15 protein-coding genes, 2 tRNA genes and 1 pseudogene are annotated in these 17817 nt (G+C 67.8%); 6 read left to right on the forward strand and 12 right to left on the reverse strand.

Annotation, left to right across the window (positions count from 1 at the left end; all coding sequences use genetic code 11):
- Positions 1-8: 8 nt before the first annotated feature.
- The 3 genes from ACPEH1_RS11310 to cydD form a co-directional block, all read right to left on the reverse strand.
- A complete protein-coding gene (locus ACPEH1_RS11310) occupies positions 9-500 on the reverse strand; it encodes a hypothetical protein (protein ID WP_313242247.1) in 492 nt (163 codons plus the stop codon).
- Positions 501-932: 432 nt separating this feature from the next.
- On the reverse strand, positions 933-2603 hold the full coding sequence (gene cydC / locus ACPEH1_RS11315; RefSeq protein WP_423715793.1) for a thiol reductant ABC exporter subunit CydC: 1671 nt from the start codon (positions 2601-2603) through the stop codon (positions 933-935).
- Entirely contained in the window at positions 2600-4327 is a 1728-nt protein-coding gene (gene cydD / locus ACPEH1_RS11320; protein ID WP_423715794.1) for a thiol reductant ABC exporter subunit CydD, read from the reverse strand. The genes cydC and cydD overlap by 4 nt, the downstream gene beginning before the upstream one ends.
- Positions 4328-4557: 230 nt before the next feature.
- Here cydD and ACPEH1_RS11325 point away from each other — a divergent pair, with 230 nt between their 5' ends.
- From ACPEH1_RS11325 to ACPEH1_RS11350, 6 genes are all read left to right on the forward strand, one after another.
- Positions 4558-6147 (forward strand): cytochrome ubiquinol oxidase subunit I, encoded by a 1590-nt coding sequence (locus ACPEH1_RS11325; protein ID WP_017357476.1) that lies wholly within the window; start codon positions 4558-4560, stop codon positions 6145-6147.
- 15 nt (positions 6148-6162) lie between these two features.
- Complete coding sequence (cydB, locus tag ACPEH1_RS11330; RefSeq protein WP_017357475.1) at positions 6163-7317, forward strand: cytochrome d ubiquinol oxidase subunit II; 1155 nt, start codon at positions 6163-6165, stop codon at positions 7315-7317.
- A 31-nt stretch (positions 7318-7348) separates the two neighbouring features.
- Positions 7349-7462, forward strand: a complete 114-nt coding sequence (cydX, locus tag ACPEH1_RS11335; RefSeq protein WP_017357474.1) for a cytochrome bd-I oxidase subunit CydX — start codon at positions 7349-7351, stop codon at positions 7460-7462.
- A 48-nt stretch (positions 7463-7510) separates the two neighbouring features.
- Positions 7511-7587: transfer RNA gene (locus ACPEH1_RS11340), tRNA-Pro, on the forward strand.
- Between the two features lie 136 nt (positions 7588-7723).
- Positions 7724-7800: transfer RNA gene (locus tag ACPEH1_RS11345), tRNA-Pro, on the forward strand.
- A 285-nt stretch (positions 7801-8085) separates the two neighbouring features.
- A complete protein-coding gene (locus ACPEH1_RS11350) occupies positions 8086-9297 on the forward strand; it encodes a CynX/NimT family MFS transporter (protein WP_313160790.1) in 1212 nt (403 codons plus the stop codon).
- A gap of 24 nt (positions 9298-9321) precedes the next feature.
- Here the strand turns inward: ACPEH1_RS11350 and ACPEH1_RS11355 are convergent, their stop codons facing one another.
- From ACPEH1_RS11355 to ACPEH1_RS11395, 9 genes and pseudogenes are all read right to left on the reverse strand, one after another.
- Complete coding sequence (locus tag ACPEH1_RS11355) at positions 9322-10569, reverse strand: glutamate-5-semialdehyde dehydrogenase (protein WP_136003262.1); 1248 nt, start codon at positions 10567-10569, stop codon at positions 9322-9324.
- Positions 10570-10592: 23 nt separating this feature from the next.
- Complete coding sequence (gene proB, locus ACPEH1_RS11360) at positions 10593-11744, reverse strand: glutamate 5-kinase (protein WP_136003261.1); 1152 nt, start codon at positions 11742-11744, stop codon at positions 10593-10595.
- 13 nt (positions 11745-11757) lie between these two features.
- Positions 11758-12018 carry a YciI family protein gene (locus ACPEH1_RS11365; protein ID WP_136003260.1) on the reverse strand — a complete coding sequence of 87 codons (261 nt, stop codon included), beginning with the start codon at positions 12016-12018 and terminating at the stop codon, positions 11758-11760.
- A 45-nt stretch (positions 12019-12063) separates the two neighbouring features.
- Complete coding sequence (argH, locus tag ACPEH1_RS11370) at positions 12064-13359, reverse strand: argininosuccinate lyase (RefSeq protein WP_153165156.1); 1296 nt, start codon at positions 13357-13359, stop codon at positions 12064-12066.
- Positions 13360-13371: 12 nt separating this feature from the next.
- The gene (gene argC / locus ACPEH1_RS11375) at positions 13372-14328 is read right to left on the reverse strand and encodes an N-acetyl-gamma-glutamyl-phosphate reductase (protein WP_166473233.1); all 957 of its coding nucleotides are present in this window, start codon (positions 14326-14328) and stop codon (positions 13372-13374) included.
- Positions 14325-14924 carry a GNAT family N-acetyltransferase gene (locus ACPEH1_RS11380; protein ID WP_017356623.1) on the reverse strand — a complete coding sequence of 200 codons (600 nt, stop codon included), beginning with the start codon at positions 14922-14924 and terminating at the stop codon, positions 14325-14327. The genes argC and ACPEH1_RS11380 overlap by 4 nt, the downstream gene beginning before the upstream one ends.
- Positions 14925-14928: 4 nt before the next feature.
- Positions 14929-16257, reverse strand: a complete 1329-nt coding sequence (locus ACPEH1_RS11385) for an acetylglutamate kinase (RefSeq protein WP_017356624.1) — start codon at positions 16255-16257, stop codon at positions 14929-14931.
- A gap of 73 nt (positions 16258-16330) precedes the next feature.
- A complete protein-coding gene (locus ACPEH1_RS11390; RefSeq protein WP_017356625.1) occupies positions 16331-17419 on the reverse strand; it encodes an acetylornithine deacetylase in 1089 nt (362 codons plus the stop codon).
- Positions 17420-17513: 94 nt separating this feature from the next.
- Positions 17514-17817, reverse strand: a pseudogene (locus ACPEH1_RS11395) (argininosuccinate synthase); the annotation flags it as partial.

Here is a 17817-nt window from a genome sequence, read left to right on the forward strand (position 1 = left end):
ACCAAATCCTACTTCGTTACTTCCAGCCCCCAAACGAAACTTGACGGATCGAACTCCGTTTTTGGCCAGGGCTCTCCCCAGCGACACAGTGAGACTGCACCAGATGCAGGAGCCGTCGATATGACCAACTCCCTACCACCACCATCAATTAGTGAAATTGCACAATCCGATATCACATTACTCTCCAAAGCGCTGGCAATGCGATAACCGGCTAAAACGAAATCATCGATAGGCATGATAGCCCGGATAAAATCCGGAGAGAGCGACGATTCATGCGACTCCTCGATTTGGAGCGCGCCCATCTCATGACCTGACTCGGTCATTGTCGGCTTACTTCGAACCGTCCAAGCAGTACCGCCTTCCCAAATAGTTTCCAATTGCCAAGTGCATTCGGAAGCCTGCCTTTCGGGCCAACTGACGCACTTAAGCGTCTTGCCGATGGTGCCTCCCAAGCCAGCACGATCGAAATTTACAAGATCGATTGAAAGATGTGTGTTCATTTCTCACGCGGATAGTGAAGAGTCTCATGCGGCTTGTCGCGGTTAGCGGGGATATCGATGCTATGTCCCCCAGAAGAGTTTTCGCGACCAAACACCCCGTTCTCGCCGATTTGCGAACCTGCTGGTGCTGGATCACCAGGCCCCGCTGGACGAGTCTCGCCAGCTAGCGTCCCCAAGTCAGAACCATACTCACCAGTGCCACCGAACTCCGGCTTCAACGTCCCGGAAGTAACACTGTTCCCAGATCCCCGCGGTTCGCGCGGAGGTGGCTGGCGGTACGCTTACAGTGGAAGTAGAACGACGCCCTCTGATTTCCGTTGCAAATTTTGACCAGCAGGTCGCAGGCTGGCCTCCCCGATGGGAGTGAACACTTGATCTGTGGGCCTTTCAGCACGCCCCGCAGCCCATCGCCAGGTCAGCAAACCTTCCGCCCTACCCCAACCCACCCTCACGCAACCGATAACTCCGGTGCACGATGCCCTCCGGCAGTTCGTCGTGGGTGATCATCAACAGGCTGCGCTGCCCCAGCGCGGCCACCATGTCGTGCAGCAGCGCCTGCGCGGTATCCACGTCCAGGCCTTCGGTGGGCTCGTCCAGCAGCAGGATCGGTGCCTCGCGCAGCAGCGCGCGGGCCAGCGCCAGACGGCGCGCCTGGCCGGCCGACATCGTGGCCCCGTTCTCGCCGACCCAGGCGGACAATCCGCCCACCTGCTCGGCCCACATCTGCAGGCGCACGTCCGCCAGCACCTGCCACAGCCGCGCGTCGCTGGCCTCGGGGTCGCCCAGACGAAGGTTGTCGGCGACGGTGCCCGCAAACACCGGTGCGTTCTGCGGCAGCCAGGCGATCTGGCGGTGCCATTGATCCTGCGCGACGTGACGGATGTCGATGCCGCCATAGCGCACGTAGCCACCATCAGGGTCCCACAGCCGCAGCAGCAGTGACGCCAGGGTGGTCTTGCCGCTGCCGCTGTCGCCACGGATGGCGATGCGCTCGCCGGGGCGAAGCTGCAGCTGCACTTCGTCGAGCAGTGCGCGCGACTGGCCCGGCCAACGGAAGCTGACGCGCTCGAATGCCAGGGTGGCCGGCTCAAGCGGAATCGCGACCGGGTCGGCCGGCTCGTCCACGCCCGGCGGCTGGTCGACGATGGCGTCCAGACGCACCGCTGCCACGCGGCCGGACAGCCAGGACTGCCAGGCCAGGCCGATGCCGGCCCAGAGTTCGAGCAGCGCCACCGTGAGAAACACCAGCGCGGCTGCGAGTGCGGCGTCGATGGCGCCGGTCTCGAAGCCGTGCAAGGCCAGCCACAGCATGGCTACCAGGCCGCCGGCCGCGCACAGGCCGTGCAGCGCAGTGCCACTGAGCAGGCGCCAGCGGCGGCGGCGGTCGCGGGAGCGCAGCTGCTTGGCGGCGACCAGCACGCGCAGGTTCCAGTGCTCGCGTGCCTGCAGGGCGGTCAGGTCGGCCGCGCCTTCCAGGCCTTCAAACGCCTGGGTGCGCAGCTGGGCCCGGTGCAGCGCACGATCGCGCTCCTGCCCGGCGGCGCCACGCACGGTCAGCCACGGCACGCCGATGCCGACCAGCAGCGTCAGCACCGCGAGCAGCGCGGCCGCCGGCGGGTAGATGATGCCGGCCGAGAGCACGCCCACCAGCGAGATGCCGCCGAGTGCGAGCAGCGGCCCGATCGCGCGCACCAGCAGGCCATCGACTTCGCCGATGTCCGACATCAGTCGCGCCAGCAGCTCACCGGTGCGGATGCCGGCCAGACGCGCCGGCGCCAGCGGCAGCGCGCGGCGGAAGAACCACACGCGCAGGTCGCGTGCGATGCGCAGGGTGACGTCGTGGCCAACCAGCTTTTCAAAGTAGCGCGAGACGATGCGCGCCATCGTCAGGCCGCGGATGCCGGCCGAAGGCGAGAAGAAATTGAAGCCGCTGCCCAGCCCGGCGGCACCGGCGAGCGCGGCGGCGGTGAGGAAACCACCGGACAGCCCCAGCAGTGCCGTGCCGGCCAGCATCGTGGTCCACAGCAGCAGGACGGTGAGCAGCAGGCGGGCACGATGGCGGGCGAACACGCCGCGCAGGGTGTCGATGCGGGGCGCGCTCATGCCGGCAGCTCCGAGGCGTGCCGGGCGCCACCGGCGGTCAGGGTCAGCCGCGTGTCGGCCCAGCGCATGGCGGCCTCGCTGTGGGTGGCGATGACCACGCTGCGGCCGCGCGCGAACGCGGCCAGGGTGCGCAGCAGGTCGGCCTCTGTCTCCGGATCGAGGAAGGCGGTGGGCTCATCGAGCAGCAGCAGCTGCGGGTCGCGCAGCAGCAGGCGGGCCAGGCCGATACGCCGTGCCTCGCCACCGGACAGGCCAAAGCCACGCTCGCCGATCACGGTGTCCAGGCCCTGCGGCAGGGCGGCGGCGAAGCGCATCACCTGCGCCGCCTCGGCGACCGCACGCAGGTGCGCATCGGTGGCGCCGGGGTCGGCCAGGCGCAGGTTGTCGGCGATGCTGCCGTGGAACAGGTACGGGCGCTGGCCGGCGTAGCCGATCTCCAGGCCCGGCCGCAGCACGATGCTGCCCGACTGCGGCGGCAGCCAGCCGGCCAGCGCTTCGAGCAGGGTGCTCTTGCCACTGCCACTGGGCCCGACCAGCGCCACGCGCTGGCCCGCCTCGATGTGGAACGACAGGTGCTGCACCACGTCGTGCTGGGCGCCCAGCGGGCGCAGGCTGAGATCGCGCACCACCACCGGCGGCGCGTGCGCTTCCAGCAGCTCCGGCGTGCGCGCGGTGGCGGCCGGCGCGTCGGCCGTGACGTCTTCCGGCAGCTCGCCGAGCAGGCGCTCCACCTCGGCGGCCGCGGCCAGTGCGTTGGCGCGGTCGTGGTAGTGCGCGGCCAGCCGCCGCAGCGGCGCGTAGAACTCCGGCGCCAGCAGCAGGCAGAACACGCCGATGCCCAACGTGGGCACCTGCGCATGCAGCGACATCAGGCCCAGATAACTCAGACCGAGATACAGCGCGACCATCGCCACGCTGACCGACGCGAAGAACTCCAGCACGGTGGAGGACAGGAAGGCGATGCGCAGGACCTTCATGGTGCGCTCGCGCACGCCTTCGGCGGCGGCCTCGACCCCGGCCAGCTCGGCCTCGCCCCGACCATACAGGCGCAGCAGGCCCAGGCCCTTGATGCGGTCGGCGAAATGGCCACTCATCCGTGCCAGCTCGCCCAGCTGCGCGCGGCCGGCGGCTTCGGCGCCCCACCCCACCAGCATCATGAAGAACGGCACCAGCGGCGCGGTGAACACCAGGATCAACGCCACCACCCAGTCGGCCCAGGCCACCGCCAGGGCGATCAGCAGCGGTACCACCACCACTTCGATGCGGACCGGCTGATAGCCGGCGTAGTAACTCTCGATGGCATCGGCATGGGCCAGCATCAGCTCGCCCATCTCGCCGGTGCGCTGCTGCCGCAGCCACAACGGGCCGCGCCCGAGCAGCCGCCGGTAGACCCGCTCGCGCAGCGCCAGGCGCGCGGCGTCGGCCACATCGCCGGCGGCCGCCTGGGTGGCGGTGCCGAGCGCGGCCCGTACCGCCAGCAGCCCCAGCAGCCCCAGCAGGGCCGGGGTGGCCTCGGCCAGCGGCCGGTGGTCGACCAGTATGGCCTGGATCAGCCAGGCGATGGCGGCGGCCTGGCCGATCAGCAGCGCCCCGGACAGGCAGATGCACAGGGCGGCCAGCCGCTGCTGGCGGCGGGCGGCCCCGCCCAGCCCGCCCAGCCAGCGCAGGCGCTGCCGGCGCAGGGCGGCGGTCTCAACAACGGTGGCGTCAGGGGGTATGCTCAAAACGGTTCACTGGCGGCCACAAGGAGGTTCCGTCGATTGTAGAGGGTGCTGGCACGTCGCTCGTGCGGCAAGCGGTCGCAGGCTCGGCCAGGGTGCATACCATTCCTTCGCGAGATCGTTTGTACATTGATCTAAATCAAGGCTAATTGAAGTTGTCGGTCACAGAATTCACCCCGTAGACCCCCCTTCCCGCCACCTGTAACGGCAAAACCCAACGAGGTAGCCAGGCCATGATTGATCAGACAGTCGTAGAACTGTCGCGGCTGCAATTCGCTCTGACCGCGATGTACCACTTCCTTTTCGTACCGCTCACGCTTGGCCTGTCCTTCATGGTGGCCATCATGGAAAGCGTGTACGTCATGACCCGCAAGCAGGTCTGGCGCCAGATGACCCTGTTCTGGGGCACGCTGTTCGGCATCAACTTCGCCATCGGCGTTGCCACCGGCATCGTGATGGAATTCCAGTTCGGCATGAACTGGTCGTACTACAGCCACTACGTCGGCGATATCTTCGGCGCCCCGCTGGCGATCGAAGGCCTGATGGCGTTCTTCCTGGAAGCGACCTTCATCGGTCTGTTCTTCTTCGGCTGGAAGCGCCTGACCCCGGTCAAGCACCTCACCGTGACCTGGCTGATGGCCCTGGGTACCAACCTGTCGGCGGTGTGGATTCTGATCGCCAACGGCTGGATGCAGAACCCGACGGGCGCGATCTTCAATCCGGAAACCATGCGCATGGAGGTGGTGGATTTCGCCGCCGTGCTGTTCAACCCGGTGGCGCAGGCCAAGTTCGTGCATACGGTCAGCGCCGGCTACGTGACCGGTGCGGTGTTCGTGATGTCGATCAGCGCGCTGTACCTGCTGCGCAACAAGCACAGGGACATGGCGCGCCGCTCCTTCGCAGTGGCCGCGGCCTTCGGCCTGCTGTCCTCGCTGTCGGTGGTGGTGCTGGGTGACGAGAGCGGTTACGCCGCCAGCGAGCACCAGAAGATGAAGCTGGCGGCCATTGAAGCGATGTGGGAAACCGAGCGTGCGCCGGCCGACTTCACCGCCTTCGGCATTCCCAACCAGCAGACCCAGCAGAACGATTACGCGGTGAAGATCCCGTACCTGATGGGCCTGATCGCCACGCGTTCGTTCAACCAGCCGATTCCGGGCATCCTGGAGCTGGTCGAGCGTGCGGAACACCGCGTCCGCGGTGGCCAGCTGGCCTACGGTGCGCTGGAGCGCGTGCGCAAGGACAAGAACGACGTCGAAGCGCGCGAAATGTTCGATCGCCACTGGCAGGATCTGGGCCACGGCCTGCTGCTCAAGCGCTATCGCGAGGACATCCTCAACGCCACCCCCGAGGAAATTTCGAAGGCGGCGATGGACACCGTGCCGCGGGTCGCCCCGCTGTTCTGGACCTTCCGCATCATGGCCGGGCTGGGCTTCTACCTGATCGCGTTCTTCGCGGTGGCCTTCTACTTCTCCTGCCGCCACAACTTCCAGGACAAGCGCTGGTTCCTCAAGCTCGCCCTGTGGACGCTGCCGGCACCGTGGATTGCAATCGAATGCGGTTGGTTCGTGGCCGAGTACGGCCGCCAGCCGTGGGCGGTGGACGGCGTGCTGCCGACCTTCTATGCCGCCTCGGGCCTGGCCCTGCATGAAATCCTGACCACGCTGGCGGTGTTTACCGCGCTGTACACGGTGCTGCTGGTGATCGAAGTGAAGCTGATGCTGAAGGCGATCCGCAAGGGCCCGGACGACATCCTGCCGTCGCTGCAGGCTGCAGCCACGTCCCTTTCCCCCAATGCCGCTGCGCCGACCCACGGTCAGGCGTAAGGCAGGAGAACCCAGATGGAATTCATTGGACTCGATTACACCACGCTCCGCGTGATCTGGTGGCTGCTGCTCGGCATTCTGCTGATCGCCTGGGCGGTGATGGACGGTTTCGACCTCGGCGTTGGCACCCTGCTGCCGTTCGTGGCCAGGACCGACGACGAACGCCGGCTGGTGATCAACACCGTCGGCCCGGTGTGGGAAGGCAACCAGGTGTGGCTGGTGCTCGGTGGCGGTGCGATCTTCGCCGCGTGGCCGCCGCTGTACGCGGTCAGCTTCTCCGGCTTCTACCTGGCGGTGTTCCTGATGCTGTTCGGGCTGATCCTGCGCCCGGTCGCCTTCAAGTACCGCAGCAAGATGCCCAGCAAGCGCTGGCGTGGGAACTGGGACCGTGCGCTGTTCGTCGGCGGCCTGCTGCCGGCATTGATCGCCGGCGTGGCGGTGGGCAATGTGCTGGTTGGCGTGCCGTTCCACTTCGATGACAGCATGCGCATCTTCTACACCGGCACCCTGATCGGCCTGCTCAACCCGTTCGCGCTGCTGGCCGGTCTGGTGAGCGTTGCGATGGTGGTCGCGCACGGTGCCGCAATGCTGGTGCTCAAGACCGACGGCCCGGTGGCCGAGCGCTCTGCCCGCTACGGCAGCGTCGCGGCGGTGCTGACGTTCGTGCTGTTTGCACTGGCCGGTGTGTGGGTGGCCTTCGGCCTGCCGGGCTACCAGATCACCTCCCAGGTGGTCACCGATGGCCCGACCAACCCGCTGCTCAAGACCGCTGAACTGGGCAGCCTGGCCGGTGGCTGGATGCGCAACTACAGCAGCATGCCCGCCACCGTGCTGTTCCCGATCCTCGGCCTGATCGGTGCACTGGCCAGCGCGGTCCTGCTGCGGGCCCGTCGCGGCGGCCTGGCGTTCATCGCGTCGGGCGCCTCGATCGCCGGCATCATCCTGACCGTGGGCTTTGCGATCTTCCCGTTCCTGCTGCCCTCCTCCAGCCAGCCGGGCTCCAGCCTGACCGTCTGGGACAGCTCCTCCAGCCACCTTACCCTGGGGATCATGCTGATCGCCACGGCCATCTTCCTGCCGATCATCATCGCCTACACCTCCTGGGTCTACCGCGTGATGAAGGGCAAGACCACGACTGAAGAAATGGGCGACAACCCCAACGCTTACTGACGCGCCCCGGTGGCGCTCTAGGAGACCTACAATGTGGTACTTCGCTTGGATTCTTGGTGCAGGACTGGCTTCGGTCGTGGCCATCCTCAACGGCATGTGGTTCGAAGCCCGCGAGCAGAGCCGTACGGATAACGAAGAAGGCTAAAAAAAGGTTGCCGGCGCGGTCTTCACACCGTATCCTTGTCGGCTCCTTCGGGGTGTAGCTCAGTCTGGTAGAGCGCTACGTTCGGGACGTAGAGGTCGCAGGTTCGAATCCTGTCTCCCCGACCACTCCGGTGGTCGCATTGAAGCCTGGAAGCGTCAATTCCAGGCTTTTCTGTAAGAGCCGTGGCAACACGGCACCGAAGGCGTTTCACGGTCCCCCTTGCCGCCGAAGGGTGGGATCGATACAATAGGCGGCTCCTTACGGGGTGTAGCTCAGTCTGGTAGAGCGCTACGTTCGGGACGTAGAGGTCGCAGGTTCGAATCCTGTCTCCCCGACCAGTTGATGGTCACATTGAAGCCTGGAAGACGTCCGTCCTCCGGGCTTTTTTGTGTCCCTCTGTCTGGGGTTGCCGCCCAGCGGCCGCCCCCTCCTTGGCGGCGGTCGGCCCACCGGGTGGGCACGACCGGTTCATGGGTGGCGGGTACAATGCCCGCCACCGGGATGCGCGCACTCTGCCGCATCCCTGCCATCGCACTCCCGCAGTCTCCGGCACTCTGCCGGTGTCTGCGCTTCCGCACATCCGGCCCCCACCGTGATCGCGCCACCTGCAAGAGATCCACGCCATGCCCCATACCCCTTCCCATGACACGTCCCTGCTGCGGGGGCGCGTGCTCGCCTTCACCGCGATCCTGCTGGCCGCGCTGAACCTGCGCACCGCCGTCACCTCGGTCACGCCGCTGCTGGATGTGCTCGGCCAGACCTTTGGCTTCGGCACCACCATGACCGGCGTGCTCGGCATGCTGCCGACCGCCTCGTTCGCGCTGTTCGGCGTCACCACGCCGATGCTGGCACGCCGCATCGGCCTGGAGCGCACCGCGCTGCTGGCGATGGCCCTGGCCGCCGTGGGCCTGCTGCTGCGCTCGCTGGCCGGTGGCGTGGGCAGCCTGCTGTTCGGGTCGGTGGTCGCCCTGGCCGGCATGGGCATCGGCAATGTGGTGGTGCCGCCGCTGGTGAAGCGCTACTTCGCCAACCGCGTCGGCACTGTCAGCACGCTCTACATCACCGTGCTGCAGATCGGCACCATGATGCCGGCGCTGCTCGCCGTGCCCCTGGCCGAACAGGCCGGCTGGCGCGTGTCGCTGGGCATCTGGGCGCTGCTGGCCGTGGCCGCCGCCCTGCCCTGGCTGCTGCTGGCGCGCAGCCGCCCGCACCCGGATCCGCTGGCCCCGACCAGCGATCCCGGTGCCCAGCCGCACGGCAAGGTCTGGAAGACGCCGCTGGGTTGGGGCATGACGCTGATGTTCGGCATGACCTCGCTGATGACCTACTCGATGTTCACCTGGCTGCCGCGCATCGTGGTGGAAGCCGGCGCCACGCCGCGTTTCGGCGGCATCATGGTGGCCATCTTCGCCGCACTCGGCCTGCTGCCCTCGCTGACCATGCCGGCGCTGGCCGTGCGCCTGCGCAACCCCTTCCCGCTGGTCCTGATCGGCTTCACCGCCTTCCTGATCGCCTTCGCCGGGCTGCTGTTCGCGCCGATGAAGGCGCCGTGGCTGTGGGCGGTGCTGCTGGGTATTGGTCCGTCCACCTTCCCGCTGGCGCTGACCCTGATCAACCTGCGCACCCGCACGCCGGCCGGCTCGGCCGCGCTGTCCGGGTTCATGCAGGGCGTCGGCTACGCGTTCAGCTGCCTCGGCCCGTTCCTGTTCGGCTGGCTGCATGCGGTCAGCGGTGGCTGGCACCTGCCCTTCGGCTTCCTGGCGCTGTGCGCGCTGGTGCTGCTCACGGCGTCGTGGATTGCCTGCAAGCCGCAGAAGCTGGAAGACCAGTGGTGAGACACCGGGCGCGGTAACCGCGCCCTACGCCCGCGTCTGGCCGTCGCCACGCACCACGAAACGCTCCACTGTCAGCGCCTCCAGCCCCATCGGGCCGTAGGCGTGCAGGCGCGTGGTGGAGATGCCGATCTCCGCGCCGAGGCCGAGTTCGCCGCCATCGGAGAACCGCGACGAAGCGTTGACCATCACCACCGCCGAGCGCAGTGCGTGGACGAAGCGGTCGGCGGCAGCGGGGTCGTCGGTGGCGATCACTTCGGTATGGTCCGAACTGTACTGCTGGATATGCGCCAGCGCCTGGTCGAGATCGTCGACCACGCGCACGGCCAGGATCAGGTCCAGGTACTCGGCGGCGTAATCGTCCTCGGTGGCCGGTGCGGCATCGGCCAGCCACTGGCGGGCGCGGTCGTCGGCACGCAGCGCGACACCGCGCTCGCGCAGCGCCGCATCGGCCAGCGGCAGGAAGGTGCCGGCGACATCGGCATGCACCAGCAGCGTCTCCAGTGAATTGCAGGCCGACGGCCGGCTGCACTTGCCATCCACCAGCAGCGCCACGGCGCGCTGCAGATCGGCGGCACGGTCCACGTACAGATGACAGACGCCCTTGTAGTGCTTGATCACCGGCACCCGCGCATGCTCGGCCACGAAACGGATCAGGCCTTCGCCGCCGCGCGGAATCGCCAGGTCCACCAGGTCGTTGAGCTGCAGCAGCGCCAGCATGGTCTCGCGGCGCAGGTCCTCGACCAGGGTCAGGGCCGCGTCGGGCACCCCCGCCTCGCGCAGCGCGCGCTTGAGGGCGGCGGCAATCGCGGTATTGGAGTGGATCGCCTCGGAACCACCACGCAGAATCACGCCATTGCCCGCCTTGATGCACAGCGCGGCCGCATCGGCGGTGACGTTCGGGCGTGCCTCGTAGATCATCGCGATCACCCCCAGCGGCACGCGCACCTTCTGCACGCGGATACCGTTGGGGCGCACGTCGTCGCGGGTGACCACGCCGACCGGGTCCGGCAGTGCGGCCACCTCGCGCAGTGCGGCGGCGATACCGGCCAGCCGACGCGGGTCCAGCGCGAGGCGGTCCAGCATCGCACTGCCGACGCCCTTCTCCGTCGCCGCCGCGAGGTCGCGCGCATTGGCGGCCAGAATCCCCTCGGCATCGGTTTCCAGCGCTGCCGCCATTGCCTCAAGCAGGGCCGCCTTGGCCGGCGAAGACAACTGCGCCAGCTGCTGCGCGGCATCCCGGCACTGCGTGGCCAGGGATCGGATATCGGTCATGGCAGGGGTCTCGGTCGAAGGCATCACAGCAGCACCAGGTCGTCGCGGTGGATCACGTTGCCACCGTAGTTGTAGCCCAGCACGCGCTCGATGTCGCGCGAGTGGTGGCCGGCCACGCGGCGGATATCACTGGCCGAGTACTGGCTGACGCCGCGCGCCAGGCGCAGCTCGCCGGTCCCGGTGCGCAGCCGCACCTCGACCATGTCGCCGCGGCGGAAGTCGCCCTCGGCACCGAGCACGCCACCGGGCAGCAGCGATGCGCCCTTGTCGCGCAGCGCGGCGGCGGCGCCGTCATCGACCAGGATCGCGCCCGGCTCCAACGGCGCATGGCGCAGCCAGTACTTGCGTGCGGCAACCCGGGTCTGGCCGGCATGGATGCGCGTGCCGAACAGCCGGCCCTGCGCCAGTGCACGTACCACGTCGCTGTCGCGGCCGTTGAACAGACAGGTCTCGATACCGACACGGCCGGCCTTGGCCGCCGCTTCCAGCTTGGTATGCATGCCGCCGGTGCCAGCCCCGCTGCCGGCGCCGCCGGCCATCGCCAGCACCTGCGGGGTCAGTTCGGGAACGTCGTGGATCGGGTGCGCCTGCGGATCGCGGCGCGGGTCGGCGCTGTACAGGCCGTCGATGTCGGTGGCGATGAACAATACGTCGGCATCGATCAGCGCTGCCACGGTGGCGGCGAGATTGTCGTTGTCGCCCAGCTTGAGCTCGTCCACCGACACGGTGTCGTTCTCGTTCACCACGGGCAAGGCACCCAGGCGCAGCAGTTCGTTGAGGGTGGCGCGTGCATTGAGATAGCGGCGGCGGTTGCGCAGGTCGTCGTGGGTGAGCAGCACCTGCGCCACCGGGCGTTCGAAGAAGCGCTGCCACAGCCCGATCAACTGCGCCTGGCCAAGCGCGGCCAGCGCCTGGCGCGCCGCCATCGCGGCACCGGCTTCCAGTGCGCGCGGCACGATGGCGCGCCCGGCCGCGACCGCGCCGGATGACACGATCACCACTTCGCGCCCGGCCAGCACATGCGCGGACACGAACTGGGCAAGGCCCAGCGCATGGCGCGGCGAAAGGCCACCCCCGTCGGCGGCCAGGAGGCTGCTGCCGACCTTGAGCACCGCGCGCTTCCACGCGGGCACCGGCTGCTCGGGAAACGGTGATTGCACGCGGGTCGGAGTCATCGCGACGTACGCCTCATCGGGTGGACCATTCGTGGACCGTGGCCGTGGCGCTGCCCTCTGCCATCAACGGGTCGGCGTCGACAATGGCCTGCGCGGCGGCGCGATCGGTCAGGTTCTGCAGAACGTAGGCGCCGCCGGTCTTGTCGGTGAAGCCACCGGTAAGCAGCAGCTGGTCATTGGCGCGCAGCGTATCGAGAAAGCGCGCGTGCGCCACGCCCACCTCGTCGCGGAACGCGGGCGTGCGGGTGACCAGTACCAGGTAGCAGATCTTCATGTCAGCCTCCCAAGAAAAACGGCGGCCTCGCGGCCGCCGTCGTGATTACACCAGCGCGGCCCAGCGGGCGCGCAGTTCGTCCAGCCGCAGGTCGGCAGCCGCGCCGGGCGACACGCGCGCGGCCAGGCTGCCTTCGGGCGTGCGGCCCTGGCCAGCGGTGTCCGAGGCGGCCGCGGCGGCCTTGTAGGCCTCGCGGAACGGCACGCCGGCAACCGCGGCTTCAACGGCGACATCGGTGGCGTACATGCCCGAGTCGATCGCCGCGCGCAGCTTGTCCTCGCGCCATTCCAGGTTGGCCAGCAGCGCCGGCAGCAGGTCCAGCGCGGCCAGGCCGCGGCCGAAACCGTGGAAGATGGCGCCCTTGCTGCTCTGCAGATCGCGGTGGTAACCGGACGGCAGCGACAGCAGCTGTTCGATCTCGGTGCGTGCGGCCGCCACGCTGGCGTGGGTGGCGCGCATCAGCTCGATCACGTCCGGGTTGCGCTTGTTGGGCATGATCGAACTGCCGGTGGTGTACTGCGCCGGCAGCGCGACGAAACCGAACTCGCCGCTGGTGAACAGCGACAGGTCCCACGCGATGCGGCGCAGGTCCAGGGTGGCCCCGCCGAGCGCTTCCAGTGCGGCCAGTTCAAACTTGCCGCGCGAGAGCTGCGCGTAGATCGGCGACACCTGCATGCGCGCGAAGCCGAGCGCGGCGGTGGTGTGCGCGCGGTCCAGCGGCAGGTTGACGCCGTAGCCGGCGGCGGTGCCGAGCGGGTTGGCGTCGATGAGGGCGAAGGTGTCGTGGGCGCGGATGGCGTTGTCGATGAAGGCTTCGGCCCAGCCGGCCCACCACATGCCCGCCGAGGACACCACGGCGCGCTGGATATGGGTGTAGCCCGGCACCGGCAGGTCCTTCTCGGCCTCGGCACGGTCCAGTGCGACTTTGGCCACTTCGCGGCTCACCGTGGCCACGTGCAGCAGCTTGTCCTTCAACCACAGGCGCGTGGCGACCAGGATCTGGTCGTTGCGGCTGCGCCCGGTGTGGATCTTGCGGCCGGCATCGCCCAGGCGCTCGGTCAGGCGCGCTTCGATCGCCGAGTGGCAGTCCTCGAAGCGCTCGTCGAGCACGAAGGCGCCGCTGCGGAAATCGTCGGCCAGCACGTCCAGTTCGCGCTGCAGGCCGGTGCGCTCATCGCCAGACAGGATGCCGATGTTCTCCAGCCCCTGGGCGTGCGCTTTGCTGGCGGCCACGTCGTACAGGAAAAACTCGCGATCCAGGATCACGTCGTCGCCGGCCAGGAAGGTCTGGATGCTGGCGTCCACCGCCACGCCGGGCTTCTGCCACAGAAGGTCTGCCATGTCTTGCTCCAATCAATGCGGAATTGCGCTGAGTTCGTCCAGGCCAAGCGCGAGGTTGAGGTTCTGCATGGCCTGGGTGGCCGCGCCCTTGAGCAGGTTGTCCAGGGTCGCCACCACCACCACGCGCTTGCCGCCCGGGGCCACATCGAAGCCGCCGATCTGCACGCCATGCCGGCCGGCGATGCGGCTCACCCACGGCGCCTCGTCGATCACCTCGATCAGCGGCTCGTTGGCGTAGTAGGCCTGGTAGGCGGCCACGACCTCCTCACGGGTGTGGACGCGGTCCAGCCACAGGTTGACGGTCATGGTGATGCCACGGAAATGCGGTGCCACGTGCGGCATGAATTCCACCGGCACACGCAGGTGCGCGGACACTTCGCGCTCGTGGATGTGGTTGGTGAGCGAATACGGCATCAGGTTGTCGTGCAGCAGCGCCGGGTTGTTCTTGTCCGACGGCGTGGTGCCCGCGCCGGAGTAACCCGAGACACCAAAGCACTGCGGCGGGCCGGCCAGGTGCTTGAGCAGCGGGCTGATCGCCAGCTGCATCGCGGTGGCGTAGCAGCCGGGGTTGCTGATGTGCTTCTGGCCCAGGTAGTCGCCACGGGTCAGTTCCGGCAGACCGTAGTACCAGTGCTCGTTGAAGCGGTAGTCGGCCGACAGGTCCACGATCACCGTGTCAGGACGCGCAGCGGTGAGGGCGGCCACGAACGGCGCGGACAGGCCGTTGGGCAGCGCCAGGATCACCGCGTCCATGCCCTTGGCAGCGACCGCGTCGGCATCCAGGTTCTCATACAGGAGCGGTGCTCCGTCCTGCTGCGTCAGGTGGGGAACCGGTTGCCCGGCCAGCTCGCGCGAGGACACAAAGCCCAGCTGCAGGTTCGGGTGCGCGGCAATCAGCGTGATCAGCTCGGCACCGGTGTGGCCACGGGCGCCGACGATGCCGACGGTGAAGGGGGTGGAGGTACTCATGCGTGTGCGTCCAGGCGGTGCTGCAGGTGGCGCTTCACGCCCTGCCACTCCGCGTCGATGATGGAGAAGATGACGGTGTCGCGCGGCGTGCCGTCCGCGTGGCGCTTGTGGTTGCGCAACACGCCGTCCTGCTTGGCGCCCAGGCGCGCAATGGCGGTGCGCGAGGCGAAGTTGAACCAGCTGGTCTCAAACACCACGCTCAGGCACTGCAGACGCTCGAAGGCATGGGTGAGCAGCATCAGCTTGGCCTCGGTGTTGACCCCGGTGCGCTGCGCGGCCTGCCCGTACCAGGTGTAGCCGATGCTGAGGCGCGGCACCTCTTCTTCCAAGCCGTAGTAACGGGTGGTACCGACGATCTCGTCGTCCGCGTTGAACACCACGAACGGCAGCACCTTGCCCTCGGCCTGCGCCTGCAGCGCGGCCTGGACGTAGCCGGTCATGGTCCTGGCCGAGGGAACCTGGGTGTACCAGAGCTGCGACAGGGCGCCGTCGCCCAGCGCGCCGCGCAGGCCATCGATGTGGGACATCTGCAGCGGCTCCAGCCGCGCGTGCGTGCCGGCCAGGGTGGGAACCCGGGTCCAATCGGCGTGATTCATCGGTTCAGCCCTCCAGGCTCGGTGTACGCACCGCGCAATGATCGACGTAGGTCTTGATCCGCTCGAAGCCGTCGGCGCCGAACCAGAACACCTTCCAGGCGCCCTGCTTGTAGCACCCGTCGGATTCGGCGTAGTAGAAGTGGTTGATCGGGTTGCCGTGGCGCGAGCGCCAGAACAGCTGCGGGGTTTCTTCCAGCATCACGTTCCATACCGCGCGCCCCAGACCCTCGCCCTGCGCGTCGTCGAGCACCGCGAACTTGTCCAGGTACACGCCTTCGGCCTCGTCGGTGAGGATCACCGCGGCGCGGTAGTTCTCGCTGACGTACGCGCGCAGCAGGCGGGTCTTGTCGAAGTAGTCCGGCACCAGGGTGCGGCCGAAGCTGGATTCGATCAGGCCCTTCAGGCGCGGCAGGTCCAGTTCGCTCCAGGCGGTGGCGCGCAGCACCTTTTCGCCCTTGCGCACCAGCGTGCCCGAGCCCTTGTGGGTGAACAGTTCCTTGGCCAGGTCCGACGGGCGGGTGATGGACACCGACGACTCCAGCGGCAGGCGGTCCAGCAGGTCCTTGATCTGTTCGATCTTCACGCGCATGCCGCCGTGGATCCACGGCTGCTGCATCAACTGGTCGTATTCGGTGGACAGGTTGATAGAGTCGATCACCCTGCCCTCTTCATCCAGCAGGCCACCGGTACCGGTGAGGAAGATGATCTTGTACGGCTGCAGTTCCTGCACCAGCTCGTTGGCGGCGAAATCGGCGTTGACGTTGAGGATCTGCCCGCAGCGGGTTTCGCCCAGGCTGGTGATGACCGGGATCGACCCGGCACGCAGGCTCGCTTCGATCGGGGCCAGGTTGACCTTCTTCACCTCGCCGACCAGCCCGTAGGTGGCCTGGTCCAGGTACTCGGCCTCGAACACGCCACCGGTGATCGAGGTTGCACGCGCGCCGTTCTGCTGCAGCGCTTCGACCAGCTGCAGGTTGGACGCCTGGAACACCCGGCGCACGATGGCCAGGCCTTCCGGCGAGGTCACGCGCAGACCGTTGACCGTTTCCTTGACGATCCCGGCGGCCGACAGCTCGGCATCCAGCTGCGGACCGGCGCCGTGCAGCACGATCGGGGTCAGCCCGACTTCCTGCAGGAACGACAGCGAGGAGGTCAACGCGTCCAGGTCGTCGCGCAGCACGGCGCCGCCGACCTTGACCACGGCAAAGCGCTTGGCGTCCAGCTGCGAGAAGCGCTTGAGGTACTGGCTGATCTCCTTCGCGCTGGCCATGCTCGAGAGCAGGCGCACGATGGTCTGGCGGGTCTGGCGGTGGGGCTGGAGGGAAGAAGGCATTTCAGTATCGTCACAGGCGGCCGCAGCCGCGATGGAGGGTCCGTCAGTGGCAGGCCACGACGGCGTCGTTCGATCAGGCGCCGTGCGCGATGATCCGGTGCACGGCATCGGTGTAACGCTGCAGCTGCTCCAGCGTCACGAACTCGTCGGCGGTGTGGGCCTGGGCGATGTCGCCCGGACCGTACACCATCGTGGTGTAACCGGCCGCCGAGAACAGCGAGGCTTCGGTCCAGAAGTCCACCGCGTTGCCGATCGGGATATCCAGTGCGTCGGCCACGTCACGCGCGGCCAGGCGGCGGTTTTCCGCTTCGGCGATGTCGCCGGCCGGCAGGCTCGGGCCACGGAAGGTTTCGGTGAACAGCGCCGCAGCCGGTTCGGCGAAACCAGCGAAGGTGGCCAGCAGCGCGTCGATGTCCATCGACGGCAGCGGACGGAAGCCGAACCGCAGTTCAGCCGCCGGCGCGATCATGTTGGCCTTGATGCCGCCGTCGACCCGGCCGATGTTGAAGCGCAGGCCGGTGAGCCCGCCGAAGCGCGCATGCGACAGCGATTCCACGTGGTCCAGCGCGCGGTTGCCCCAGCGCATCGCCTGGTGCAGCGCGCTGGCGGCCGCATCCTGCTTGCCCGAGGCATGCCCGGCGCGTCCGGCGAAGTTCATCAGCACCGAGCTGATGCCGCGATGGGCGAGCACCGCTTCGCTCATGGTCGGCTCGGCCACCAGCACCGCGTCATATGCAATGCCACGGGCCAGGAACGCGGCGATGCAGCGCGGATCGTTGGCTTCCTCGTCGCTGGAGAACAGGAACGCGGCATCGCCATCGCTGGCATTGGCCGCAGCCACCAAGGCTGCCGCCGCGCCCTTGATGTCACACACGCCCAGACCGATGACGCGGTCGTCGGTACGCCGCATCACATGCGGGTCGGCGGTCCAGTGCGGCGAATCGGGCACGGTATCCAGGTGCACGTTGAACAGGTACTTCGGGGTGCCCCGCACCGCGTACAGGCTGACCGCACCGTCACCGTGATCGATCACCTCGACGTTGAACCCGGGCAGGTTCGCGCGCAGGTAGTCGAAGATGCCGCCGGTGGTGATCGCACGCGGCGGATTGCGGGTGTCGAAGGACACCAGTGCCTGCAGGTGGTTGAGCGTGTGTTCCAACATCAGTCCGGGAATCCATCAGGGTGGGCAGTGCCGGCCGCGGGCCGCCACTACGGGTGGCGCGGCGCCGGGCAGAGCCCGGCGCTACGTGGATCGCTCAGCGGTTCACCTGCGCGTACAGCGTGGAGCTCATGCCGAACAGCTTGATGAAGCCTTCCGCCTCCTCCACGCCCCAGTCGGCCGACTGGGCGTACGTGGCGCCCTTGGTGTTGAGCAGGTGCGGCGAGCGCACGGCCACCGCATCGACGCGGCCACCGCGGGTTTCCAGCACCACTTCGCCGTTGACCTTGGCCTGCGAGGACTTCAGGAACGCCTCGATATCGGTCTTCAGCGGGTCGTGGTAGAAGCCTTCGTACACCAGCTCCACCCACTTCCGCGCCACGACCGGCTTGAAGCGGTTC

The organism is Stenotrophomonas sp. NPDC077421 (assembly GCF_049545505.1).
Classification (GTDB): domain Bacteria; phylum Pseudomonadota; class Gammaproteobacteria; order Xanthomonadales; family Xanthomonadaceae; genus Stenotrophomonas; species Stenotrophomonas nematodicola.